General features: G+C 72.3%; 20 protein-coding genes and 1 pseudogene. 11 read left to right on the forward strand and 10 right to left on the reverse strand.

All coding sequences use genetic code 11. The features are described from left to right. Positions 1 to 30 precede the first annotated feature (30 nt). The 5 genes from pucL to AB0424_RS28225 all read right to left on the reverse strand — a co-directional run bounded on the left by pucL (position 31) and on the right by AB0424_RS28225 (position 2,660). A complete protein-coding gene (pucL, locus tag AB0424_RS28205) occupies positions 31 to 954 on the reverse strand; it encodes a factor-independent urate hydroxylase (RefSeq protein ID WP_366309384.1) in 924 nt (307 codons plus the stop codon). Positions 955 to 959: 5 nt separating this feature from the next. Beyond that, positions 960 to 1,349, reverse strand: coding sequence for a hydroxyisourate hydrolase (gene uraH / locus AB0424_RS28210; RefSeq protein WP_366309385.1), 390 nt, complete (start codon positions 1,347 to 1,349; stop codon positions 960 to 962). Further along, positions 1,346 to 1,870 (reverse strand): 2-oxo-4-hydroxy-4-carboxy-5-ureidoimidazoline decarboxylase, encoded by a 525-nt coding sequence (uraD, locus tag AB0424_RS28215; RefSeq protein ID WP_366309386.1) that lies wholly within the window; start codon positions 1,868 to 1,870, stop codon positions 1,346 to 1,348. Before uraD ends, uraH begins: the two co-directional genes overlap by 4 nt. Positions 1,871 to 2,025: 155 nt before the next feature. Continuing rightward, positions 2,026 to 2,364 (reverse strand): helix-turn-helix domain-containing protein, encoded by a 339-nt coding sequence (locus AB0424_RS28220; protein WP_366309424.1) that lies wholly within the window; start codon positions 2,362 to 2,364, stop codon positions 2,026 to 2,028. Positions 2,365 to 2,408: 44 nt separating this feature from the next. Next, positions 2,409 to 2,660: a hypothetical protein gene (locus tag AB0424_RS28225; RefSeq protein WP_317875524.1), complete on the reverse strand. Its 252-nt coding sequence runs from the start codon at positions 2,658 to 2,660 to the stop codon at positions 2,409 to 2,411. Between the two features lie 140 nt (positions 2,661 to 2,800). On the opposite strand from AB0424_RS28225, the gene AB0424_RS28230 reads away from it, so the two are divergent. The 3 genes from AB0424_RS28230 (at position 2,801) to AB0424_RS28240 (ending at position 6,214) form a co-directional block, all read left to right on the forward strand. Next, on the forward strand, positions 2,801 to 3,634 hold the full coding sequence (locus AB0424_RS28230; RefSeq protein WP_366309387.1) for a TIM barrel protein: 834 nt from the start codon (positions 2,801 to 2,803) through the stop codon (positions 3,632 to 3,634). A 44-nt stretch (positions 3,635 to 3,678) separates the two neighbouring features. Then, positions 3,679 to 4,569, forward strand: a complete 891-nt coding sequence (locus AB0424_RS28235; protein WP_366309388.1) for a 2-hydroxy-3-oxopropionate reductase — start codon at positions 3,679 to 3,681, stop codon at positions 4,567 to 4,569. Positions 4,570 to 4,756: 187 nt separating this feature from the next. Then, positions 4,757 to 6,214 carry a catalase gene (locus AB0424_RS28240; RefSeq protein ID WP_366309389.1) on the forward strand — a complete coding sequence of 486 codons (1,458 nt, stop codon included), beginning with the start codon at positions 4,757 to 4,759 and terminating at the stop codon, positions 6,212 to 6,214. 327 nt (positions 6,215 to 6,541) lie between these two features. On the opposite strand, the gene AB0424_RS28245 is transcribed toward AB0424_RS28240, so the two are convergent. Further along, positions 6,542 to 7,888 carry an MFS transporter gene (locus AB0424_RS28245; protein WP_366309390.1) on the reverse strand — a complete coding sequence of 449 codons (1,347 nt, stop codon included), beginning with the start codon at positions 7,886 to 7,888 and terminating at the stop codon, positions 6,542 to 6,544. A 76-nt stretch (positions 7,889 to 7,964) separates the two neighbouring features. Here AB0424_RS28245 and AB0424_RS28250 point away from each other — a divergent pair, with 76 nt between their 5' ends. Further along, on the forward strand, positions 7,965 to 8,942 hold the full coding sequence (locus AB0424_RS28250) for a DUF5937 family protein (protein WP_366309391.1): 978 nt from the start codon (positions 7,965 to 7,967) through the stop codon (positions 8,940 to 8,942). Between the two features lie 109 nt (positions 8,943 to 9,051). Here AB0424_RS28250 and gcl read toward each other — a convergent pair whose 3' ends face one another. Then, positions 9,052 to 10,830 (reverse strand): glyoxylate carboligase, encoded by a 1,779-nt coding sequence (gene gcl / locus AB0424_RS28255; protein WP_366309425.1) that lies wholly within the window; start codon positions 10,828 to 10,830, stop codon positions 9,052 to 9,054. 214 nt (positions 10,831 to 11,044) lie between these two features. Here gcl and AB0424_RS28260 point away from each other — a divergent pair. From AB0424_RS28260 to AB0424_RS28275, 4 genes and pseudogenes are all read left to right on the forward strand, one after another. Further along, positions 11,045 to 11,332: pseudogene (locus AB0424_RS28260) on the forward strand (hypothetical protein); the annotation flags it as partial. Positions 11,333 to 11,578: 246 nt separating this feature from the next. Continuing rightward, positions 11,579 to 12,502, forward strand: a complete 924-nt coding sequence (locus tag AB0424_RS28265) for a hypothetical protein (protein ID WP_366309426.1) — start codon at positions 11,579 to 11,581, stop codon at positions 12,500 to 12,502. 122 nt (positions 12,503 to 12,624) lie between these two features. After that, positions 12,625 to 13,410, forward strand: a complete 786-nt coding sequence (locus AB0424_RS28270) for a TIGR04222 domain-containing membrane protein (protein ID WP_366309392.1) — start codon at positions 12,625 to 12,627, stop codon at positions 13,408 to 13,410. A gap of 145 nt (positions 13,411 to 13,555) precedes the next feature. After that, complete coding sequence (locus AB0424_RS28275; protein WP_366309393.1) at positions 13,556 to 14,071, forward strand: GNAT family N-acetyltransferase; 516 nt, start codon at positions 13,556 to 13,558, stop codon at positions 14,069 to 14,071. A gap of 78 nt (positions 14,072 to 14,149) precedes the next feature. Here the strand turns inward: AB0424_RS28275 and AB0424_RS28280 are convergent, their stop codons facing one another. Beyond that, entirely contained in the window at positions 14,150 to 15,763 is a 1,614-nt protein-coding gene (locus tag AB0424_RS28280) for an AMP-binding protein (RefSeq protein ID WP_366309394.1), read from the reverse strand. Continuing rightward, the gene (locus tag AB0424_RS28285) at positions 15,760 to 17,445 is read right to left on the reverse strand and encodes an AMP-binding protein (RefSeq protein ID WP_366309395.1); all 1,686 of its coding nucleotides are present in this window, start codon (positions 17,443 to 17,445) and stop codon (positions 15,760 to 15,762) included. The genes AB0424_RS28280 and AB0424_RS28285 overlap by 4 nt, the downstream gene beginning before the upstream one ends. A 161-nt stretch (positions 17,446 to 17,606) precedes the next feature. Between AB0424_RS28285 and AB0424_RS28290 the strand changes: the two genes are divergently transcribed. After that, a complete protein-coding gene (locus AB0424_RS28290) occupies positions 17,607 to 18,422 on the forward strand; it encodes a helix-turn-helix transcriptional regulator (RefSeq protein ID WP_366309396.1) in 816 nt (271 codons plus the stop codon). A 42-nt stretch (positions 18,423 to 18,464) separates the two neighbouring features. Here AB0424_RS28290 and AB0424_RS28295 read toward each other — a convergent pair whose 3' ends face one another. After that, positions 18,465 to 19,604: a winged helix DNA-binding domain-containing protein gene (locus AB0424_RS28295; RefSeq protein ID WP_366309397.1), complete on the reverse strand. Its 1,140-nt coding sequence runs from the start codon at positions 19,602 to 19,604 to the stop codon at positions 18,465 to 18,467. Between the two features lie 156 nt (positions 19,605 to 19,760). Between AB0424_RS28295 and AB0424_RS28300 the strand changes: the two genes are divergently transcribed. Both AB0424_RS28300 and AB0424_RS28305 read left to right on the forward strand, forming a co-directional pair. Beyond that, the gene (locus AB0424_RS28300) at positions 19,761 to 20,867 is read left to right on the forward strand and encodes a magnesium and cobalt transport protein CorA (RefSeq protein WP_366309399.1); all 1,107 of its coding nucleotides are present in this window, start codon (positions 19,761 to 19,763) and stop codon (positions 20,865 to 20,867) included. A gap of 107 nt (positions 20,868 to 20,974) precedes the next feature. Then, on the forward strand, positions 20,975 to 21,805 hold the full coding sequence (locus tag AB0424_RS28305) for a glycoside hydrolase domain-containing protein (protein ID WP_366309400.1): 831 nt from the start codon (positions 20,975 to 20,977) through the stop codon (positions 21,803 to 21,805). Positions 21,806 to 21,947: the final 142 nt, after the last annotated feature.

Raw genomic sequence — 21,947 nt, forward strand, 5'->3', positions numbered from 1 at the left:
GGCGGGCGGGGCCGGTCACGCGGATGCCGCTTAGAGGTTGGTCATGTCGACCGGGATCTGCGCCGTGGCTCCGTCGCGGAGGACGGTGGCCTCGATGAGGCCGTACATGCGGTCGGCGGCGTAGTAGACCTCGTTGTCGTTCTTGAGGCCGAAGGGCTCGAGGTCGACGAGGAAGTGGTGCTTGTTCGGGAGCGAGAAGCGGACTTCGTCGATCTCCGAGCGGTGGTTGATGATGCGCGTGGCCATCTGGTACAGCGTCTGCTGGAGGGAGTACGAGTACGTCTCCGAGAAGGCTTCGAGCATGTGCTTCTTGGTCTGCTCGTACGACCGCTCCCAGTTGGGCATGCGCTGGTCGTCGCCGGTCCAGTTGAAGCGCCAGCGGGCGGAGACCTGCGTGGCCAGGATCCGGTCGTACGCCTCCTGGAGGGTGGTGTACTGGTCCTTGATGTAGCCCCAGAACTCCGAGTTGGTGGAGTTCATGACGACGAGGTCCTTGAGGCCGGAGATGACCTCGAACTTCTCGCCGTCGTAGGTGATCTGGCTGACGCGGGTCTCCTGGCCCCTGCGGGCGAAGGAGTGGTTGACCTCGTCCGAGCCGATGAACTTGGAGTTGGCGTCCGAGGAGGCGATGCGCTCCCAGGAGTACTCCTCGATCCGGATGCGGGCCTTCTTGATCGGCTCCTGGCCCGTCACGAAGTGGCGGGCGAGGTGGATGCCGAACTGCTCGGCGGACTCGATGCCGTACTCCTTGGCGAACGCGAAGACGGTGTTCTTCGTCGTGTCGGTGGGGAGGCAGTGGGCGTTCGAGCCGGTGAGGTGGACGTCGTCGAGGTCGCCGGAGAGGGCGACGGAGACGTTCAGGTCCTTGATGTGGTGGGTGGCGCCGTCCCGCGTGATCTTGACGACGCGGTTCTCTGCTTTGCCGTACTGGTTCTGGCCGAGAATCGTGGGCATGTCTGCTAGCTCCCTCGGTAAACGGAGTAGCCGAACGGGTTGAGCAGCAGCGGTACGTGATAGTGCTCGCCCGGGGTGACGGCGAACGTGATCGCCACCTCCGGGAAGAACGCACCGCTGTCCCTTACGCGGGGGGCGTCCTGCTGCGCCTCGGCTTGCTTCTTGGCGAAGTACGTCTCGGTCTCGAAGTCGAGACGCACGTGGGTGGTTTCTTCCGGCAGCGCCGGCAGGTCCTTGCAGCGCCCGTCCGCGTCGGTGGCGGAGCCGCCGAGCGTGACCCACTCCGCGCCGGAGCCGCTGCGGGCCGCGAGCGTGATGGCGACGCCCTCGGCCGGGCGGCCGATGCTGGTGTCCAGGATGTGGGTGGACACCGAGGCGGTGGTGTCGGTGCTCATGCGGAGCTCTCTTCCTCGGGGGTCTCTACGAGACGGGTCAGCCGGATGCGGTTGATCTTGCCCAGTTCGGTGCGGACGATCTCCCGCTCCTCCTCCGGCGTGTTCCCGATCCGTTCGCGGACCGCGTCGCGCATCTGCTCGCCGGTCCTGCCGGTGGCGCAGATGAGGAAGACATGACCGAACCTGTCCTGGTAGGCCAGGTTGAGTTCGAGCATCTCGGCCTTGAGCTCCGCGGAGGCGCCGGCCATCCCGCTCTGTTCGCGGGAGGAGGTCGGGTCCCCTTCCTTCGGACGACCGATCGGCGGGTGGCCCGCCATCGCGTCGGCCAGGTCCTCGGCGGTCAGTTCGGCCGTGGCGGCGTCGCCGGCGAGGAAGAGGGCTTCGGCGGTGGAGTACGGGCGCTGGGCGAGGAGCTTGCTCCCCCACGCCGAACTGGAGCACACCTCGTGGAGCGCGGCGAGGGCCTCGCTGTCCGCCGAGGTGTTGAACCGGGTGAGGCCCGGTGTCGTACCTGAAGTCACGGGAAGCCTCCGTGGCTGTTTTTCGCTGTGCGTCGGACGGGCTGCGGATAGCTAACGCCCTCCGCAACACGACGTCAACACTTTGTTGAAAACTCGGTCACACAAAAGCCGTCGTCCCGACATCCGGACGACGGCTCCCGGCCACACAAGATCAACTAGTCGTTCTTGGCGGCTTTTTCCCTGTTCAGGGCGGTCTCGCGGTTCAGGTAGTTGTACACGGTGAACCGGCTGACACCGAGTGCCCCGGCCACCGTCTCCACCCCGTGGCGCACCGAGAAGGCCCCGCGCGCCTCCAGCAGGCGGACGACCTCCTGCTTGGCCTTGCGGTCGAGTTCGGCCAGGGGCATCCCGTGCCGCCGCTCCATCGCCGCCAGGATGTGGTCCAGGGAGTCGGACAGCTGCGGCAGCCGTACGGCGAGGACGTCCTCCCCCTCCCAGGCCAGCACGACGTCGTCGGGCTCCGCCTGGGCGGGGACGAGCAGCTCGGCGCCCATGGCGTCCACCAGGGGCTTCACGGCCGCGACCAACGGGTGCTCGCTCACTTCTCCCCCTCGCCGATCACGTTGACCTGGAGGGAGACGCGGGTGGCACCGGCCGCGAGCGACCTGCGCAGCAGCGAGTCGACCGCGGTGAGCACCGCGTCGGCGCCGCCCTCCGCCGTGTTGCCGAAGGGGCCGACGTCGACCGCGTCCAGCTCTGCCGACTGGATGACCTCACGGGCCACGACCGCGTGCGCCGGCGCCTCGTCGAGGTCGAACGGCTCGGTCGTGAACTCCACTCTCAAACGCACCATGGCCCCACGCTACGGCCCCGTTCCGCCCGGCGGGAGCCCCGGACCTGCGGGGACCTCTTGACAAGTACGGCGCCCGCCTTGCAACATTCCGTCAGACAGAAACTTACTTCCGCAATACGGAAGGAGCGCCGCCCCTCATGGGATACACGGACCAGCGCTTCGATGTGAACCTGTCGATCCTCTTCACGGAACTCCCGCTCCTGGAGCGCCCCGCGGCCGCCGCCGCGGCGGGCTTCACCGCGGTCGAGCTGTGGTGGCCCTGGATCGACACCGCCACCCCCGAGCAGAGCGAGCTCGACGCCCTCAAGAAGGCTCTTGAGGACGCCGGCACCCAGCTGGTGGGCCTGAACTTCTACGCCGGGCAGCTCCCCGGCCCGGACCGCGGAGCCCTCTCCGTACCCGGGGAAGAGTCGGACCGCTTCCGCGCCAACATCGAGGTCGCCGCCGACTTCGCCGCCTCCGTCGGCTGCAAGGCGCTCAACGCGCTCTACGGCAACCGCGTGGAGGGCGTCGACCCGCAGATCCAGGACGCCCTCGCCCTGGAGAACCTGGTCCTGGCGGCCCGCGCGGCCGACCGGATCGGCGCGATCCTCCTCGTCGAGACCCTCAACAAGCCGGAGTCGCCGCTCTACCCGCTGGTGAGCGCCCCCTCCGCCATCGAGGTGATCGACCGGGTGAACGCGGCCACCGGCCTCGGCAACGCCAAGTTCCTCCTCGACATCTACCACCTGTCGATGAACGGCGAGGACGTCGGCCGGGTCATCGCGGAGTACGCGGCCAAGACCGGCCACGTCCAGATCGCGGACAACCCGGGCCGCGGCGCGCCGGGCACCGGCGACCTGCCGCTCGAGCAGCTCCTCGACGAGCTGAAGAAGGCCGGTTACGACGGCTGGGTCGGCCTGGAGTACAAGGCCGCCGACGCCGCCGCGTCCTTCGAGTGGCTGCCCGCCGAGGCCCGACCGGCTCGCTGACGCAGGCCACCTCCCCGTATCACCTTGTTTTGAGAGGCACCCTCATGAGCAACCTCCCCAAGATCGCTTGGATCGGCCTCGGCATCATGGGCTCCCCCATGTCCGAGAACCTTCTGAAGGCCGGCTACTCGGTCACCGGCTTCACCCTGGAGCAGGACAAGCTGGACCGGCTCACCCAGGCCGGCGGCACCGCCGCCGCGTCGATCGCCGAGGCCGTCGAGGACGCCGACGTCATCGTGACGATGGTGCCCGCCTCCCCGCAGGTCGAGGCCATCTCCTACGGCCCCGAGGGCATCCTGGAGAACGCCAAGCAGGGCGCGCTGATCGTCGACATGTCGTCGATCACCCCGCAGACCTCGGTCGACCTCGCGAAGAACGCCGCCGAGAAGGGCATCCGCGTCATCGACGCCCCGGTGTCCGGCGGCGAGGCCGGCGCGATCGAGGCCGTGCTCTCGATCATGGTCGGTGGCGAGCAGGCCGACTTCGACGAGGCCCTCCCGATCCTGGAGGCCCTCGGCAAGACCATCGTGCTCTGCGGCCCGCACGGCTCCGGCCAGACGGTGAAGGCCGCCAACCAGCTGATCGTCGCGGTCAACATCCAGGCGTGCGCCGAGGCCGTCGTCTTCCTCGAGAAGTCCGGCGTGAACCTCCAGGCCGCCCTGGACGTCCTCAACGGCGGTCTGGCCGGCTCCACGGTCCTGACCCGCAAGAAGGACAACTTCCTGAACCGGGACTTCAAGCCCGGCTTCCGGATCGACCTGCACCACAAGGACATGGGCATCGTCACCGACGCCGCCCGCAACGTCGGTGCGGCCCTCCCGGTCGGCGCCGTCGTCGCCCAGCTCGTCGCCTCCCTGCGTGCGCAGGGCGACGGCGGCCTGGACCACTCGGCCCTGCTGCGCGCCGTCGAGCGCCTCTCCGGCAGCCAGGTCTGACCCACCGCCCCCTACCGGGGCCCCTGAATTCCGGTCGGCGGCGGCGCTGACAACTGTCCTGTCGCGCCCAAGGCGTCGCCGCCGGCCGGAACACCACACTTCCTTTTCAACAAACTGTTGACGTTACGTTCGAGCCGAATTTACGCTCCTCGCACCGTCTGCAGAGCTCCCCGTACGGAAGGTCACGATGTCGAAGCGCGTGCTTACGACCGAGTCCGGCGCCCCCGTCGCCGACAACCAGAACTCCGCCACCGCCGGCGTCGGTGGCCCTCTCCTCCTCCAGGACCAGCACCTGCTGGAGAAGCTCGCGCGCTTCAACCGTGAGCGGATCCCGGAGCGCGTGGTGCACGCCCGCGGTTCCGGCGCGTACGGCTTCTTCGAGGTGACCGACGACGTCACCGGCTTCACGAAGGCCGCGTTCCTCTCCGAGGTCGGCAAGAAGACCGAGACGTTCATCCGCTTCTCCACCGTGGCCGACTCGCTCGGCGGCGCGGACGCGGTCCGCGACCCCCGCGGCTTCGCCCTGAAGTTCTACACCGAAGAGGGCAACTACGACCTCGTCGGCAACAACACCCCGGTGTTCTTCATCAAGGACCCGATCAAGTTCCCCGACTTCATCCACTCCCAGAAGCGCGACCCCTTCACGGGCAAGCAGGAGGCGGACAACGTCTGGGACTTCTGGGCGCACGCCCCGGAGGCCACCCACCAGATCACCTGGCTCATGGGCGACCGCGGCATCCCGGCCTCGTACCGGCACATGAACGGCTACGGCTCGCACACCTACCAGTGGACCAACGAGGCGGGCGAGGCTTTCTTCGTCAAGTACCACTTCAAGACGAACCAGGGCATCCGCAGCCTCTCCGCCGACCAGGCCGCCGAGCTCGTCGGCAAGGACGCGAACTCGCACCAGACCGACCTGCTCCAGGCCATCGAGCGCGGTGTGAGCCCCTCGTGGACCCTGTACGTCCAGGTCATGCCGGCCGCCGAGGCCGCGGAGTACCGCTTCAACCCGTTCGACCTCACCAAGGTGTGGCCGCACAGCGACTACCCGCTGCAGCGGGTGGGCCGCCTGGTCCTCGACCGCAACCCGGAGAACGTCTTCGCCGAGGTCGAGCAGGCCGCCTTCTCCCCGAACAACTTCGTCCCGGGCATCGGCCCCTCGCCGGACAAGATGCTCCAGGGCCGCCTCTTCGCCTACGCGGACGCCCACCGCTACCGCCTCGGTGTGAACCACACCCTGCTGCCGGTGAACGCCCCCAAGGCGACCACGGCCCAGAACTACGGCCGGGACGGCCTCATGGCCACCCGCAACGGTTCGCGCCACGACAAGAACTACGAGCCCAACTCGTACCAGGGCCCGGCCCAGACCGACGCCGCGCTCGCCGCGCCGCTCGCGATCCACGGCTGGACCGGCACCCACGAGGCGCCGCAGCACACCAAGGACGACGACTTCTTCCAGGCCGGCGAGCTCTACCGCCTGATGTCCGAGGACGAGAAGGGCCGTCTGGTCGCCAACATCGCCGGCGGCCTGTCCCAGGTGTCCCGCGAGGACGTCATCGAGAAGAACCTCGCGCACTTCGCCGCCGCCGACGCGGAGTACGGCAAGCGCGTGGCGGAGGCGGTCCGCGCCCTGCGCGAGGACTGACCGCACCGCAGCAACCAGACTGCGTGCGGCGCTTGACGGGAGGTCAGCGCCGTACGCGGTCCGGATCGCCGGCCCGGATGAGGGGTGGCCGGCGGACCGGACAAGCGTGAGGACCGCGGCGGCGCCGAGCCAGTGCGGTGGTAAGGGCACCCGGCCCCCCCTTCTTGACCTGAAAGAAGGGACGGCAGGCGCGCCCGTCGGCACCGCCGCGGTCCCAACGCCCAGCCCCGGAAGGGGCCCACAGACTCCGCCCGGCGGCGCGAACGTCCTGTCGCGCCAGCCTCGTGCCGTCGGGCGGTCATCAAGCCGGAGAGCGCGGAACCAGGTTTACGGTCCCTGGTTCCGCGCTCTTCTTGCGTGTCCGGCCGCGGGGTCCACGGCCCTGGTCGCCGTCACCGGGCGCCGCCGTGCGGCCCTCGCCGACGGTGCTCCCCCGCCGCCGGGCCGGTCGACGGTCCCGTCGCCGTCGGCCCGGTCGGTGCTCCCGTCGCCGTCGGCTCGGTCGGTGCTCCCGTCGCCGTCGGCGCGGTCGGCGCGGGCCAGAGCGAGTGTCACGGTGAGCGAGGCGACGGCGAGGGCCGCCATCGCGGTGCGCGGGGAGGTGGACTGGGCGAGGGTGCCGGCCAGCGCGGCACTGAGCCCCTGGAGGGCGAGCATGCCCGAGACGTGCAGCCCGAGGGCGTGCCCGGCCAGCTCCTCGGGCACCAGTTCCATCAGCCGTTCCTGGTGGAGCAGGCTCGCCCCGTACCCCACGGAGGAGACGGTGACGGCGGCGACGGCGAGCGGCACTCCAGGGTCGAGGGCGAAGAGGAGGAACGGGGCCGCGAGCAGTGCCTGGAGGGGGAACCGGACACGCGCGCGCAGCCGGGCCGGCACGAAGCGGCCGACGGCGGTGTCCCCGGCCAGCATCCCGAGCGCGCCGCAGGCGAAGAGCAGCCCGGCGTGCCCGGGGGCGTACGGCACGAAGAGCGACTCGCAGCCGACGATCAGCCCGTTGGGCACCCAGAGGGCCAGGTAGCAGCGGCGGCGGGCGGGGGACGCCCACAGGCGCGCGTTGCCGCGCCGGGTCTCGGCGAAGGACGGCCGCCCGGCGGCGCGGGGCGGCCGCCGGTCGAGCCCGAGCCGGGCGCAGACGGCGGCGGCGAGGTGGAGCCCGGCGCCGACGAGGACCGTGCCGCGCGGCGAGAGCAGGGCGACGAGGAGCCCGCCGGACGCGAAGCCGGCGATCTGGCAGACCCCGGAGGACATGTTCGTCAGGGAGCGGCCGAGCAGGTACTCCGTGCGCGGCAGGATCTCGTTGAGGAGGCCGTGCCGCACCCCGCCGCCCAGCGACCCCGCGAGGCCCTGGGCGAGGAGGACGGCGAAGACCGCGCCGACGGGGAGCGCGGGCACCGCCAGGACGGCGGTGCAGAGGGCGAAGAAGAGGGCGAGGCCGGCGAGCGCGCTCCGGGGCGGGAGACGGTCGGCCGCCGAGAGCAGCGTGGTCGCGCCGAGGAGCTGGGCGAGCGACGGGCCGAACAGCGCGAGCGAGGAGAGGAGCGGGGAGCCGGTCGCCCGGAAGACGAGGGTGGCGAGGCCGAGACCGGCGACGGTCTGGGCGGCGATCTGGGCGGAGCCGGTGAGGAACAGCGGGGTGAACCCGGGGATGCGGAACAGCGCGCGGTAGCGGGGCATGCGAGGAGCTTCGGGGAGGCCCGGCGGCGTCGGTACTGTTTCGCGCGGAGGCGAAACCGAGGGAGCGGGTGGCGGCGTGGGCTGGTGGCGGATCGGTGCCGACTCGCTCGCGGGGGGCCGGTTCCTGCTGTCGCCGCTCGCCGAGGCGATCGCGGCCCTGAAGGTCCTGCACGCGGCGGCGGGCTCCCATCCCGGAGAGCGGGCCTGGCTGGCCGAGCGGCTCCCCGCCTACCGGGAACGCCTCGCCGCCGAACCTCTCGACGCCCTCCTCGTCCGGGCGGCCCTCGGGCGGACCTGGAACGCGGACTTCCTCACGCCGACGCCGCAGGGCGACGGCGAGCGGACCTTCGCGGAGGAGGTCGAGGCCGTGCGCGCCGTCGAACCGGCGGACGCCGTCGAGCAGTTGGCCGTCTCGCTCGGACGTCCCGTGCCGGAGCCGCTCCGCTCGGCGCGGGATCTGCCGGAGCGGATGGCCGGGGTCCTGACCTGGGTGTGGCGGGAGACCGTGCTGCCCGAGTGGCCGCGGCGACGCCGGGCGCTCGAAGCCGACGTGGTCGCCCGGACGGCCCGGTTGGGCCGGGGAGGCTGGGCCGCGGCGCTCGACGAGCTGTGCCCGGGCAAGACCCGTTGGCTCGGCGACGGCCGCCTCCAGGTCAGCACCCGCGCCTATCCGCCGCGCGCGGTCGACGGCGGCCGGCTGCTCTTCGTCCCGGTTACCGCGAACACGGGGTGGGTCTCCTGGGAGGGAACGGAACGCTTCGCCGTCGTGTACCCGTGCGCGGGCGTCCTGGCCGACACGGCGGGGCCGCTGGTGCCGGAGGCGCTCGGCGCGCTCCTGGGCAGGTCCCGGGCCGAGGTCCTCGTGCGCCTCGAATCCCCTCACTCGACCAGCCAGTTGGTGGCGCTCACCGGCCAGGGGCTCGGCTCGGTGGGTCGCCATCTCAGGGTGCTGCTCGACGCCGGGCTGGTACGCCGCGGGCGGGCGGGCCGGTCGGTGCTGTACGAGCGGACGGAGGCGGGCAGCACGCTCGTCCGGGCGCCGGGCGGGGGCTGACGCACGGATCGACGGAGCGCGTCGGCGGCCTCGGGTCCGATGGGCCAGGGTGGGGGACGGCCCCCGTCCCGGTGCTCCTCGGGACGGGGGCCGTGGTGCGGCGTCGCGATCAGACCGCGAGGGCCTTGATGGCGGTCGGCGCGTGGCCGGGCTCGGTCGCGAGCTCCTCGAACTCGGTGACGTCACTCATGTCGACCGTCTTGCTCATCGCGATGTTCGTGATGCGCTCCAGGATGGCCTCGACGACGACCGGGACCTGGTGCTCGACGGCCAGCTTCTTGGCCTGCTCCAGCGCCTCGCCCAGCTTGTCCGGGTCGGTGACGCGGATGGCCTTGACGCCCAGCCCCTCGGCGACCTTGACGTGGTCGACGCCGTAGACGCCGATCTCGGGGGTGTTGATGTTCTCGAACTCGAGGTTGACCTCGAAGTTGATGCCGAGGCCGCCCTGCGCCTGACGGATCAGACCGAGGTAGGCGTTGTTCACGAGGACGTGGACGTAGGGGACCTTGTGCTGGGCGGCGACCGCCAGCTCCTCGATCATGAACTGGAAGTCGTAGTCGCCGGAGAGGGCGACGACAGGGGTCTCCGGGTCGGCGGTGGCGGCGCCGATCGCGGCCGGGATGGTCCAGCCGAGCGGGCCGGCCTGTCCGCAGTTGATCCAGTGGCGCGGCTTGTAGACGTGCAGGAACTGCGCGGCCGCGATCTGGGAGAGACCGATGGTGGTGACGTAACGGGTCTCCGGGCCGAAGGCCCTGTTCATCTCCTCGTAGACCCGCTGCGGCTTCATCGGGATGTTCTCGAAGTGGGTGCGGCGCTGCAGGGTGGCCTTGCGCTCCTGGGCGGAGGCGGCCCAGGCGGAGAAGTCCGGCAACGTGCCGGCGGCCTTCAGCTCCTTGGCGATCTCGACGAAGAGCTCCAGCGCGGCCTTGGCGTCGGAGGCGATGCCGTAGTCCGGGGCGAAGATCTTGCCGAGCTGTGTGGGCTCGATGTCGACGTGGACGAACTTCCGGCCCTTGGTGTACGCCTCCAGGTTGTAGCCCGTGTGGCGGTTGGCCCAGCGGTTGCCGATGCCGAGGACGAAGTCCGACTCCAGGAAGGTCGCGTTGCCGTAGCGGTGCGCGGTCTGGACGCCGACCATGCCGGCGGCGAGCTCGTGGTCGTCCGGGATGGTGCCCCAGCCCATCAGGGTGGAGATGACCGGGATGCCGGTCAGTTCGGCGAACTCGACGAGCAGGTCGGTGGCGTCGGCGTTGATGATGCCGCCGCCGGCGACGATCAGCGGGCGCTCGGACTCCAGGAGGAAGCTCAGCGCCTTGGCGGCCTGCGCGCGGGTGGCCCGCGGCTTGTAGACCGGCAGTGGCTCGTAGGTCTCCGGGTCGAACTCGATCTCGGTCAGCTGGACGTCGATCGGGAGGTCGATGAGGACCGGGCCCGGACGGCCGGAGCGCATCAGGTGGAATGCCTGCTGGAAGACGCCGGGGACCTGCGCGGCCTCCAGGACGGTCGTGGCCGCCTTGGTCACCGGCTTGGCGATGGTGGCGATGTCGACGGCCTGGAAGTCCTCCTTGTGGAGCTTCGAGACCGGAGCCTGGCCGGTGATGCAGAGGATCGGGATGGAGTCCGCGATCGCCGAGTACAGGCCGGTGATCATGTCGGTGCCGGCGGGGCCGGACGTGCCGATGCAGACGCCGATGTTGCCGGCCTTGGCACGGGTGTAGCCCTCGGCCATGTGCGACGCGCCCTCGACGTGGCGGGCGAGGGTGTGGCCGACACCGCCCACGTTCTTGAGCTCGCGGTAGAAGGGGTTGATCGCCGCGCCGGGGACGCCGAACGCCTGGGTGACGCCTTCGCGCTTGAGGATCTCAACGGCCGCTGCGGCGGCGGTCATACGAGGCATGGGAGTGCTCCTGCTTCGGCCGGTCGGATGCGGGCGCGCGTCGCGGCTCGGGAGCCCTTCGCGGCCTGTTTCCGTAATGCGGAAATACTGTTCTGCTATACGGAAGCAATGTAGGTGGGGTCGCGGAGAACCGTCAAGAGACGTCCGCCCGGCGGAATCACCGAAGTGGCCGAAGACCTCCCCCGAGGTGGTCGATGGGTGGACGATGGGACCGAACGACAGGGGGTTGGTTGTGGGCGATTCCGTACCGGTGCGCTGCCCGGAGTGCCTGCGTACGCAGGCGTACGCGGCGCCCGTCTTCCCCTGCGCGTGCGGAAGCCCCGTCGCGCCGGCGGTGACGGCGGGCGCGACCGCGGAGCCCATCACCCACCGGAACTGGACCGACGAATGGGTCACCGTCCGGTGCCGCGCCTGCGGCCGCGAGGACGACTGGCCCCACCCCGAGCTCGGCTGCCCCTGCGGCACCGTCCTCCGCGTCCCCGTCCAGCCCGTGACCGGAACGGCTCCCTCTGCGGGAGGACCAGGAGCGCCGGAGGCTTCGGGAACACCGGGAGCACCAGAGGCTCCGGGGGTTCCGGGAGCCGAACCGCCGACCTCGCTTCCGTCGGACGCCGGGCCGCCGTCCGCGCCGCCGTCCGCGCCGGGCGCGGGTCCCGCCCCGGTGTCCCCTGTGCGGCCCGGGGCCGTCTCCGAGCAGGGCGGTACCCCTCCGGGGACCGGCCGGCACCGGGGTGGGGCGATGCCCGGCGAGCAGGGCCGGGAGCAGGGATTCGGGGCCGCCGGGCCGACCGTGGGACGGGCCGCCGGGCCCGCCGCGGGACCCACCGCCGGGCCCGCATCCGAGCACGTGGAGTCGTGGCCGGAACCGGCACACGGTGCTCCCCGCCCGGGCGGGGACGCGGCGGCGGGTCCCGACGGCGCCGCCCCGGGCGGAGTCGACTCCGGCGCGGGCGGGACCGGTGTCGGCCCGGCCGCCCCGCCCGGTACGGCGCGGCCGCGGGCGGTCGAGCCGGGGTCGGACTGGTTCGGCAGCGGACCCACCGGAGGAAGCGGTACGGGTGCGGGCGGGCGCGGCGCGGGCGGGCCCCGGCCTGACGGTCCGACCGCGGACGAGCCGGAGGCTGAGCGGGAGTCGGAGCGGGAGGAGAGGCAGGGGACGGGGCGCGCGGCGGCGCAGGGCGCGGGCGTCCCGCCCCGGATCGGCGCGTCGCAGCGCTCGTTCGCCGAGCGGTACCCGGCGCACATCCCGCTGCCTCCGACGGCCCCGCGTCCGGCCCCGGTGCGCGGCGCCTTCCGGCCCGTGACGATCCGGACCGCACGGGACGCGGTGGCCGCGGCCGCCGGGTACCTGCGCTGGCTCGGATTCCGGGACGTCGTGCAGCCGGAGGAGCGGCCGGCCTCCGGGGTGGACCTCAGGGCGCCCGGGCTCGTCGCCCAGGTCGACCCGAGCACCCGCCAGACGAGCCTGCGGGCGGTCGAGTGCCTGTGGCTGAACGGGCTGAGCGCCTCCGCGGTGAGCGTCTTCTTCTCCCTCGCCGGCTACACCCCGGAGGCCCGTTCCCGCGCCGCCGAGATCGGTCTGCCGCTCTTCGTGCTCGACCTCACCGGCACCCCGCAGCCGGTGAACCTGGCCGCCGACGACCTGGCGGCGGGCGGAGCCTGACCCCGCGGAGGACGGGCGCACCGCTCCTCCCGCCGTGCCCACAAGACCTCGGCATCCGAAACCGGCCATTCACGCGTGACGATCATGTTCTGCCGGGCACAACACCCTCGGGGGTGGGCGTCATGGCGACGGGGATGTGGTGGTTCATCGGTGCGGCCTGGGCGGAACTCCTGCTGGCCGCCGCTCTGTTGCGAACCCGCAGCCGGGAAAGCGGAGGGGTGGCCGGCGACGAGGTGCCGCCGCCGCAGGCCCTCGCGCTGCTGCGGGGCGGCCGGCGGGCGGCGGTGACCGTCGCGCTCGTGGCGCTGCACCAGCGCGGCGCCGTGGCCGCGGGCCGCAAACATACGATTCGGGCCAACGGCGGCCCGGGCCGGACCAGCGATCCCGTCCAGCTCGGGGTGCACGGAGCGCTCCACCGGGCGTTCGCCCTGCGGGCCCTGTCGCTGCGCCCGGAGGCGCGGCGCGCCGTGGACGCGCTGCGCGGCGAACTGCGCGGAGCCGGACTGCTGCGGCCGGCGGCGCGACTGTGGGCCGCCCGGGCTCTGCTCGGCTGCGTCCCGCTGACCGTGGTGGCGGGTGCGGCGACCGGGCTCCTCGGCCCCGGGACCCCCGGGCCCTCCGCCGCGAACGTCGCCGTGGCGCTCGCCGTCGGCGTGCCGACGGTCCTCGCGGCGGTGGCGCTGCTGCGGATGCCGCCCGCGACCCGCGCGGCGGGCAGGCTGCTCGACGACCTCCGCGAGCGCTACCCGCTGCCGGCCCACCGGCGCGAGGTCACCGACGGACGGCTGGTCCAGCTGTACGTGGCGCTGTACGGCGATCCGGCCCTCGCCCTCTTCCTGCCCCGCTTCTCCCGCGAGGGCGGCCTGCTCGACCGCCCGGACCGGGAGTCGCCCGCCGGGAGCGCGTAGGGCGACCAGTACGCGTACGGGCCGAGGCACGGGCCGGGCACGCGGACCCGTGATCGGGCCGGGAACGCAGGACGGAACCGGCCGCGTCCCGGACCGGGTCCCGCCACGGGCGGACCTGTCCGGCACCCTCGCGCCATACTGTCCTATGCGCATCAGAGCGGCCGCTGCGGCCGAACTCCCGCTGCTCCAGGACATCGAACGGGCGGCGGGCGAGCCGTTCCGTTCCCTCGGCATGGCGGCGATCGCCGACGACGACCCGCTGCCCCTGGACGTCCTGGAGACGTACCGCCACGCGGGCCGCGCCTGGGTCGCGGTGGACGCGGCCGACCGCCCGGTCGCGTATCTCCTCACCGACACGGTGGACGGCTCGGCCCACATCGAGCAGGTGTCGGTGCACCCGGACGCCGCCCGCCGGGGCGTCGGCCGGGGGCTGATCGAGCATCTCGCCACGGCCGCCAGGAGGCAGGGCCTGACGGCCCTGACCCTGACGACGTTCACCGAGGTCCCGTGGAACGCCCCGTACTACGCGCGGCTCGGCTTCCGCCCGCTCGCCTCCTCCGACCCGGCCCTCACCGAGGGTCTCCTCGCCATCAGCCGCGCCGAGGAGGCCCACGGCCTCTCCGCGTGGCCCCGGATCTGCATGCGCCGCGAACTCCGCTGAGCCGCGAACTCCGCCGAGCCGCGAGCCCTGCCGAGCCGGGAGCGCAGGCGGCGGGGGCGGAGTGCGCGCGCCCGTGGCTCAGACGGAGCCGTACCGCTCGCGCAGCTCCACCTTGCGGACCTTGCCGCTGACGGTCATGGGGAACTCGGCGAGGACCTCGACCCTGCGCGGGATCTTGTAGTGGGCCAGCCGGTCGCGGCAGTAGGCCGTGACGTCCTCCAGGGTCGGGGGGTCGGCGGGGTCGCGGGCCACGACACAGGCCAGGATCTCCTCGCCGTACCGCTCGTCGGGGACGCCGACGACCTGGACGTCGGCGATCTTGGGGTGTCCGTGGAGGAACTCCTCGATCTCGCGCGGGTACACGTTCTCGCCGCCCCGGATGATCATGTCCTTGATGCGGCCGACGATCCGGACGTAGCCGTCGGCCCGCATCACGGCCAGGTCGCCGGTGTGCATCCAGCGGCCCGCGTCGATCGCCTCCGCCGTCTTCTCGGGCTCGTCCCAGTACCCGAGCATCACGCCGTAGCCGCGGGTGCACAGCTCCCCGGCCGTGCCGCGCTCCACGGTGAGGCCGGTGGCGGGGTCGACGACCTTCACCTCGACGTGGGGCATGACCCGGCCGACGGTGCCGGTGCGGCGTTCCAGGTCGTCGTCGCGGCGGGTCTGGGTGGAGACGGGAGAGGTCTCGGTCATGCCGTAGCAGATCGACACCTCCGCCATGTTCATCTCGGCGACGACCCGCTTCATCACCTCCACCGGGCACGGCGAGCCCGCCATGATCCCGGTGCGCAGGGTGGAGAGGTCGTACGTCGCGAAGTCGGGCAGGTTCAGCTCGGCGATGAACATCGTCGGCACCCCGTACAGCGAGGTGCAGCGCTCCTCCTGGACGGCCCTCAGGGTGGCGGCGGGGTCGAAGGAGGGGGCCGGGATCACGATGCAGGCGCCGTGCGAGGTGGCGGCCAGGTTCCCCATCACCATGCCGAAGCAGTGGTAGAAGGGGACCGGGACGCAGACGCGGTCCTGCTCGCTGTAGGCGATCATCTCCCCGACGAAGTAACCGTTGTTGAGGATGTTGTGGTGGGAGAGGGTGGCCCCCTTGGGGAAGCCCGTGGTCCCCGACGTGTACTGGATGTTGACGGGCTCGTCGCAGGAGAGCGGCTCGGGGCGCAGCCCGCCCGCCGTGCGGCCGAGGAACGCGTCCCAGCTCGCGTCGCCGAAGTAGACGGCCTCGCGCAGCTCCGGGCACTCGGGCCGCACGTGGTCGACCATCGCCCGGTAGTCGCTCGTCTTGTGGGCGAGCGAGGCGAAGAGCAGGGTGATCCCCGCCTGGTCGAGGACGTACGCCAGCTCGTGGGCGCGGTAGGCCGGGTTGATGGTGACCATCACGGCGCCGACGCGGGCGGTGGCGTACTGGACGAGCACCCACTCGGCGCAGTTGACCGCCCAGACGCCGACCCGGTCGCCCTTGCGCACCCCGCTGCCGAGCAGCGCGTCCGCCAGCCGGTCGACGTCGGCGCCGAACCGCGCGTACGTCCAGCGGCGGCCGGTGGGCAGGTCGACGAGCGCCTCCCGGTCCGGCCAGGCGGCGACGGCCCGGTCGAGGTTGTCGCCGATCGTGTCGCCGAGGAGCGGGGTGGTCGACACCCCGTGCGCGTAGGAGAGTTCGGCGGTGCTCCGGGTCGGTCCGGTCACGAGAGGTCCCCTTCCGCGTACTCCGTGCCGCCGCCCTCGGCGGTGAGCCGGCGCAGTTCCACCCGGCGGATCTTGCCGGAGACGGTCTTGGGCAGCTCGGCGAACTCGATCCGCCGGACGCGCTTGTACGGGGCGAGCACCGCGCGCGAGTGGGCGAAGAGCGCCTTCGCGGTCTCCTCGTCCGGCTCCCAGCCCGCGGCGAGCACGACGTACGCCTTGGGCACGGCCAGGCGCACCGGGTCGGGCGCGGGGACGACGGCGGCCTCCGCCACGGCCTCGTGCTCCAGGAGGGCGCTCTCCAGCTCGAAGGGGCTGATCTTGTAGTCGGACGCCTTGAAGACGTCGTCCGAGCGGCCGACGTAGAAGATGTACCCGTCCGCGTCGCGCGAGCCGATGTCGCCGGTGCGGTAGTAGCCGCCCGCCATCGCCTCGGCGGTCCGCTCGGGGTCGCCGTGGTAGCCGGTCATCAGGCCCACCGGGTTGGCCGACAGGTCGAGGCAGATCTCGCCCTCCTCGACGTCCGGGCGGCCGGTCACCGGGTCGACCAGGGTGACCCGGAAGCCGGGGCTCGGACGGCCCATCGAGCCCTCCTTGAGCCGCTGGCCGGGGCTGTTGGAGACCTGCACGGCGGTCTCCGTCTGGCCGAAGCCGTCCCGGATGGTGACCCCCCAGGCGCGCCGCACCGACTCGATCACCTCGGGGTTGAGCGGCTCGCCGGCGGCGACGACCTCGCGCGGCGGGGTCTTCAGCTGTCCGAGGTCGGCCTGGATCAGCATCCGCCAGACGGTCGGCGGGGCGCAGAAGCTGGTGACGCCGTTCCGCTCCATCTCGTCCATCAGCCGGGCCGCGTCGAAGCGCGCGTAGTTGTGGATGAAGACGGTCGCCTCCGCGTTCCACGGGGCGAAGAGGTTGGACCAGGCGTGCTTGGCCCAGCCCGGCGAGGAGATGTTGAGGTGCACGTCGCCGGGCTTGAGCCCGATCCAGTACATCGTCGACAGGTGCCCCACCGGATACGAGAGGTGGGTGTGCTCGACGAGCTTGGGGCGGGCGGTGGTGCCGGAGGTGAAGTACAGCATGAGCGTGTCGTCGGCGAGGGTGACGCCGTCGGGCTCGAAGTCGGCGGACTCGCGGGCCGCGTGCTCGTAGCCGAGCCAGTTCACCCCGTTCCCGCCGACCGCGATCCGGGTGTAGTCGCCGGGCACGTCGTCGAACTTCGCCGTGTCCTCGGCGCGCACGATCACGTGCCGGGCGCGGCCACGGTCGACGCGGTCGCGCAGGTCGGCGGGGCCGAGGAGCGGCGTGGCGGGGATGACGACGGCCCGCAGCTTCATCGCGGCGAGCACGGTCTCCCACAGCTCGGCCTGGTTGCCGAGCATCACGATGATCCGGTCGCCCGCGCGGACGCCCTGGGCGCGCAGCCAGTTCGCGACCCGGTTCGAGCGGGCGGACATCTCGGCGAAGGACACCTTCGTCTCCGAGCCGTCCTCCTCGACGAGGTGCAGGGCGGTCCGGTCGTTGCCCTCGGCGATGACGTCGAACCATTCGAGCGCCCAGTTGAAACGGTCCGGACGGGGCCACTCGAAGCCCTCGTAGGCGGTCCCGTAGTCGTCGCGATGCCGGAGCAGGAAGTCCCGGGCCTCCCTGAACCGCTCCGTCGCGCTGGTCGCGCTCGCTGCCGTCATGTGTCCTCCTCGTTGCGGGACCGGTCCCGGACATCGTGTAATCAGTGACCCAGGTCTCACTACCCCCGTTCGGGGGTGAACGCGCCGAACGGCGTCGCCGGGACCGGGACGGGGTGCACGGACGCCGACCGGCGGCGTCGGGGCCGACGAAGGAGAGCACGGTGCGCGAGCACGTCGAATCGGTGGAGCTGCGCGGCGCGCTCCAGCGGCTGCGCCGCGCCACCGGCCTTCCGGTGGCCTTCGGGGGCCTGCTCCACGAGGCCCGCGGCCTGCGGATCGACGAGCTGAACGGGGCGGTGACACCGGCCCTGCAGGGCCTCGCGATCTCCACCGGCTCCGGTCTCGGCGGCAAGTGCCTCGCCCTCTCCCGACCCTGCGCCGTGACGGACTACCCCTCCGCCCGGCACATCACCCACGAGTACGACGGGCCGGTCTCCGCGGAGGGGCTGCGCTCGGTCGTCGCCGTGCCCGTGGTCGTCCGGCGCCAGGTCCGCGGCGTCCTCTACGGCGCGATGCGCGACGCTCTGCCGATCGGCGAGCGGGTCTTCGACGCGGCCGTGGCCGCCGCGCGCGACGTCGAACAGGCCCTCGCCGTGCGCGACGAGGTGCGCCGGCTCCTCACCCCGCCCTCCCCCGGCCCGTCCTGGGAGGAGGTCCGGCACGCCTACGGCGAGCTCCGCGAACTGGCCCCCCAGGTGACCGACCCCGCGCTGCGCGAGCGTCTCCTCGCCGTCTGCGGCCGCCTCCGGACCGCGTCCGGAACCGCCACCCCCGCCCCCGGCGTGACCCTGACCCCCCGCGAGACCGACGTCCTCGCCGCCGTGGCCTCGGGCGCCACCAACGCCACGGCCGCCCGTCGCCTCGGACTGCGCCCCGAGACGGTCAAGGGCTACCTCCGTTCGGCGATGCGCAAGCTCGGCGCCCACACCCGCATGGAGGCGGTGGTGGCGGCCCGACGCGCGGGGGCGCTGCCGTGAGGGGACCCGGCCGCCCGGAGCGGGCCGGTCACCGCCCGTCGGTCACAGCTCGGGGGCGGCGAAGCCGATCTCGTACGGGACGCCCTCGGTGCCCAGCACGGCGAGGGTCCGCTCGGCCTCGGCGAGGAGCTCCGCGCGCTGCCGCCTGCCGCTCGCGCCGGAGGGGAGCGGCTCGAACGGCTCGATGGTCATCGTGACGCGCTCCTTGGTCTCGGCCAGGTGCCAGCGCCCGGCGACGAAGCCGTCGAGGAGGAAGACGCGGTATGCCTGGTTCCCCTTCCAGGTGCGGCTGCGGTGGTCGGCGCTGACCACCCGGGAGCGGTCGGCGTGCGACAGGAGCAGGTTGTCGAACTCGGGCAGGAACCGGGGCGGGGCGGGGGTGTCCTCGTCGGGGCGGGACCCGTCGGGCAGGTCGAACAGCTCGGTGCCCCGCTCGCTCCGGAAGAGGGCCAGCCGGGGCCTCAGCCGCTCGAACGCCTCCTTGAGCCCGGTCAGCCCGGACCACGTCTGCATGTCCTTCACCGAGGCGGGCCCGAAGGCGCCGAGGTAGCGCAGCACGGTCTCGTCCACGTCGGCGGCCTCGGGCGGCACCCGGTCGAACCATGCGTCGGTGGTGGTGAGCGCCACCTGCCCGGCGCGGCCCCAGAGCCCGCGCGGGGTGACCTGCACCAGCGGCAGCCGGCAGCGGAACGCGATGGTGAGGGCCAGCGGATCGGCGTCCGGCCACTCCTTCAGAAGCTCCTCGCGCAGCTGCTTCGGCGTCCGCGGCCGCTCCTCCACCAGCGCGCGCGACCGGGCGGCCACCCGGTCGAGGTCCACGCCGTCGAGGCCCCCTCGCGCCACGAACATGGCGAGCTCGCGGTCGATCGCCCCCTTCTGGGCCAGCCCCCGCAGCGCGACCGCGTCCCGCGCCGTGTGGGTGTGCACCGTGGACCGGAGGGTGACGATGCGGGCCACGGCCCGCGACTCCATGAGCGTCGACAGGTCCTCGGGCCGGAAGCCGTCGAGGCGCGCGGCGAGCGCGTAGTACGGCGGCTTCGTGTTCTGCGCCTGGAGCCCGAGGAGTCGGGCCACGGCCTCCTCGGCGCCGAGCGCCGACCGGCGCAGGAGCAGCTGGCGGTCGAGCGTGGCGCGGTTCAGGGCGCGCGTACCGAGCACGGGGTGGGTCGTCTTCAGGGCCATACCGGCACGCTATCGATCCTTGCGGACAGATACGGTCCGCTATCCCCGGCCCACCGCCCCCGTTCACCGGCGCGGCTCCGCCCCCACCGGCCCCTTCCACGGCATACACCCCATCCGTCCCCTATATCCTTCGGGTGACCCAGGAGGTGCACGACGATGTCCGACCGCCGACCCCGGGCGGCCTGGCGCCGCCACCCCGAGCCGCCGCCCGAGACCGCCTCCGCGCGGCCGCCGGCGGACACGCCCAGCGTGGTCCAGGTCGGGCTCTACCGCGACGGCCGCCGCGTCGCCTCCCCGGCCACCCTCGCGGAGACCTTCCGGCGCCTGCGCGAGGACCCGGCGGGCATGGCCTGGATCGGTCTCCAGCACCCCACCCACGAGGAACTCCACTCCCTCGCGGCCGAGTTCGACCTCCACGAACTCGCCGTCGAGGACGCGATGGAGGCCCACCAGCGCCCCAAACTCGAACGGTACGGCGACACCCTCTTCGTGGTCCTGCGCGCCGCCCGCTACCTCGACGCCCAGGAGGAGGTCGACTTCGGCGAACTGCACGTCTTCGTCGGCCCCGACTTCCTCATCACCGTCCGCCACGGCGCCGCCCCCGACCTCTCCGCCGTCCGTCGCCGCATGGAGGAGAACCCCGACCTCCTCGCCCTCGGCCCCGAAGCCGTCCTCTACGCGATCCTCGACGCCGTCGTCGACGGCTACGCCCCCGTGGTCGCCGGCGTCCAGAACGACATCGACGAGATCGAGACCGAGGTCTTCGGCGGCGACCCCGCCGTCTCCCGCCGCATCTACGAACTCTCCCGCGAGATGGTCGAGTTCCAGCGCGCCACCCGTCCCCTCGTCGGGATGCTCCACGCCCTCATCGCCGGCTTCGCCAAGTACGGCACCGACGAGGAGCTCCAGCGCTACCTCCGCGACGTCGCCGACCACGTCACCCACACCAGCGAACGCGTCGACGGCTTCCGCCAGGCCCTCGCCGACATCCTCACCGTCAACGCCACCCTCGTCACCCAGCAGCAGAACGCCGAGATGCGCGCCCTCGCCGAAGCCGGCTTCGAACAGAACGAGGAGATCAAGAAGATCTCGTCCTGGGCGGCCATCCTCTTCGCCCCCACACTGGTGGGAACGATCTACGGCATGAACTTCGACAACATGCCGGAGCTCCACTGGGCGGGCGGGTACCCGTTCGCGGTGGTGCTGATGGCGGTGGTGTGCACGAGCCTGTACGTGGTGTTCAAGAAGAAGGACTGGCTGTAGCGGTCTGACCTCGGGAGACGGAGGGGACCGCCGGGGCGGGTGGGGTGGTGGCGGATAGGGTGGAAGGGCTCCGGAGGGCCGGGGCCGGATGTCACTTGGGGTGGGGAATGCCGAAGCACCGGCTGTCCAGAAGAGGTCGCTACGTGGCGATGGCGACGACGGGTGTCGTGGTCGTCGCGGGGGCGGGGGTGGCCGCGCAGGTGTCGACGGCGGCCACGGCGTGGTCGGCGCAGAGGACGTACACGGGCCGGGCGTTCGACGCCTGCACGGCTCCGTCGTCGGCCGCGATGACGGCGTGGCGGAAGGACGGGTACTACGGCGGTGTCGCGGTCTACATCGGCGGGAAGAACCGCGGGTGCGCGCAGCCGAACCTGACCAAGGCGTGGGTGAAGTCGGTCGACACCATGGGGTGGCGGATCATCCCGCTCTACGTCGGCGCCCAGCCGCCGTGCCAGAAGAGCGGGAACAAGGAGAGGTTCACGGCGGCCACCGCGGCCTCCGTCGGGGCGAGCAACGCCAACGACGCGGTCGCCAAGGCGGCGGCGCTCGGCATGAAGCCGGGCAGCCCCGTCTACCTGAACATGGAGCCGTACGACATCGCCGACAAGGCGTGCAACGACGCCACGCTGACCTATGTGCGGTCCTTCACCAAGACCCTGCGCGCCAAGACCTACCGCGCCGGGCTCTACGGCTTCAGCAGCTCCAGTGCCAAGGCGATCGCCACCGCCAAGGACCGCACGGACCTGCCGGGCAACCTCTGGTACGCCCTGTGGAACGGCCAGGAGACCACCACCAAGGACTGGCCCTGGGACCCGAAGCTGTACACCGACCACAGCCGCGGCCACCAGTACAAGGCCAACAGCAAGGAGACGCGCGGCGGTCACACGATCAACGTGGACCGCAACGCCTGGGACGCGCCGGTCGCCATCGTCGGCTGACGGCCGGCCCTCCTCCACACCGCCTGACGGCCGCCCCCTCGGGGGCGGCCGTCGCCGTTCCTATGGCAAGGCCCGCCACATTGCGCCCCGGAGGAGTGGGGGAACGCCATGTGTTCGGGGCCACGGAGGGTCACCAGGATGT

Origin of the sequence: Streptomyces sp. NPDC051180, assembly GCF_040689545.1 — a bacterium.
Lineage (GTDB): Bacteria > Actinomycetota > Actinomycetes > Streptomycetales > Streptomycetaceae > Streptomyces.

Excerpts from the sequence above, each read along its gene's own strand:
- gcl (WP_366309425.1), bottom strand. The coding sequence starts at position 10,830 with ATGACCGCCGCCGCAGCGGCCGTTGAGATCCTCAAGCGCGAAGGCGTC.
- uraH (WP_366309385.1), bottom strand. The coding sequence starts at position 1,349 with ATGAGCACCGACACCACCGCCTCGGTGTCCACCCACATCCTGGACACC.
- AB0424_RS28235 (WP_366309388.1), top strand. The coding sequence starts at position 3,679 with ATGAGCAACCTCCCCAAGATCGCTTGGATCGGCCTCGGCATCATGGGC.
- AB0424_RS28240 (WP_366309389.1), top strand. The coding sequence starts at position 4,757 with ATGTCGAAGCGCGTGCTTACGACCGAGTCCGGCGCCCCCGTCGCCGAC.
- AB0424_RS28295 (WP_366309397.1), bottom strand. The coding sequence starts at position 19,604 with ATGGCCCTGAAGACGACCCACCCCGTGCTCGGTACGCGCGCCCTGAAC.
- AB0424_RS28270 (WP_366309392.1), top strand. The coding sequence starts at position 12,625 with ATGGCGACGGGGATGTGGTGGTTCATCGGTGCGGCCTGGGCGGAACTC.
- AB0424_RS28285 (WP_366309395.1), bottom strand. The coding sequence starts at position 17,445 with ATGACGGCAGCGAGCGCGACCAGCGCGACGGAGCGGTTCAGGGAGGCC.
- AB0424_RS28220 (WP_366309424.1), bottom strand. The coding sequence starts at position 2,364 with ATGGGCGCCGAGCTGCTCGTCCCCGCCCAGGCGGAGCCCGACGACGTC.
- AB0424_RS28230 (WP_366309387.1), top strand. The coding sequence starts at position 2,801 with ATGGGATACACGGACCAGCGCTTCGATGTGAACCTGTCGATCCTCTTC.
- AB0424_RS28300 (WP_366309399.1), top strand. The coding sequence starts at position 19,761 with ATGTCCGACCGCCGACCCCGGGCGGCCTGGCGCCGCCACCCCGAGCCG.
- pucL (WP_366309384.1), bottom strand. The coding sequence starts at position 954 with ATGCCCACGATTCTCGGCCAGAACCAGTACGGCAAAGCAGAGAACCGC.
- AB0424_RS28305 (WP_366309400.1), top strand. The coding sequence starts at position 20,975 with ATGCCGAAGCACCGGCTGTCCAGAAGAGGTCGCTACGTGGCGATGGCG.
- AB0424_RS28265 (WP_366309426.1), top strand. The coding sequence starts at position 11,579 with ATGCCCGGCGAGCAGGGCCGGGAGCAGGGATTCGGGGCCGCCGGGCCG.
- AB0424_RS28275 (WP_366309393.1), top strand. The coding sequence starts at position 13,556 with ATGCGCATCAGAGCGGCCGCTGCGGCCGAACTCCCGCTGCTCCAGGAC.
- AB0424_RS28245 (WP_366309390.1), bottom strand. The coding sequence starts at position 7,888 with ATGCCCCGCTACCGCGCGCTGTTCCGCATCCCCGGGTTCACCCCGCTG.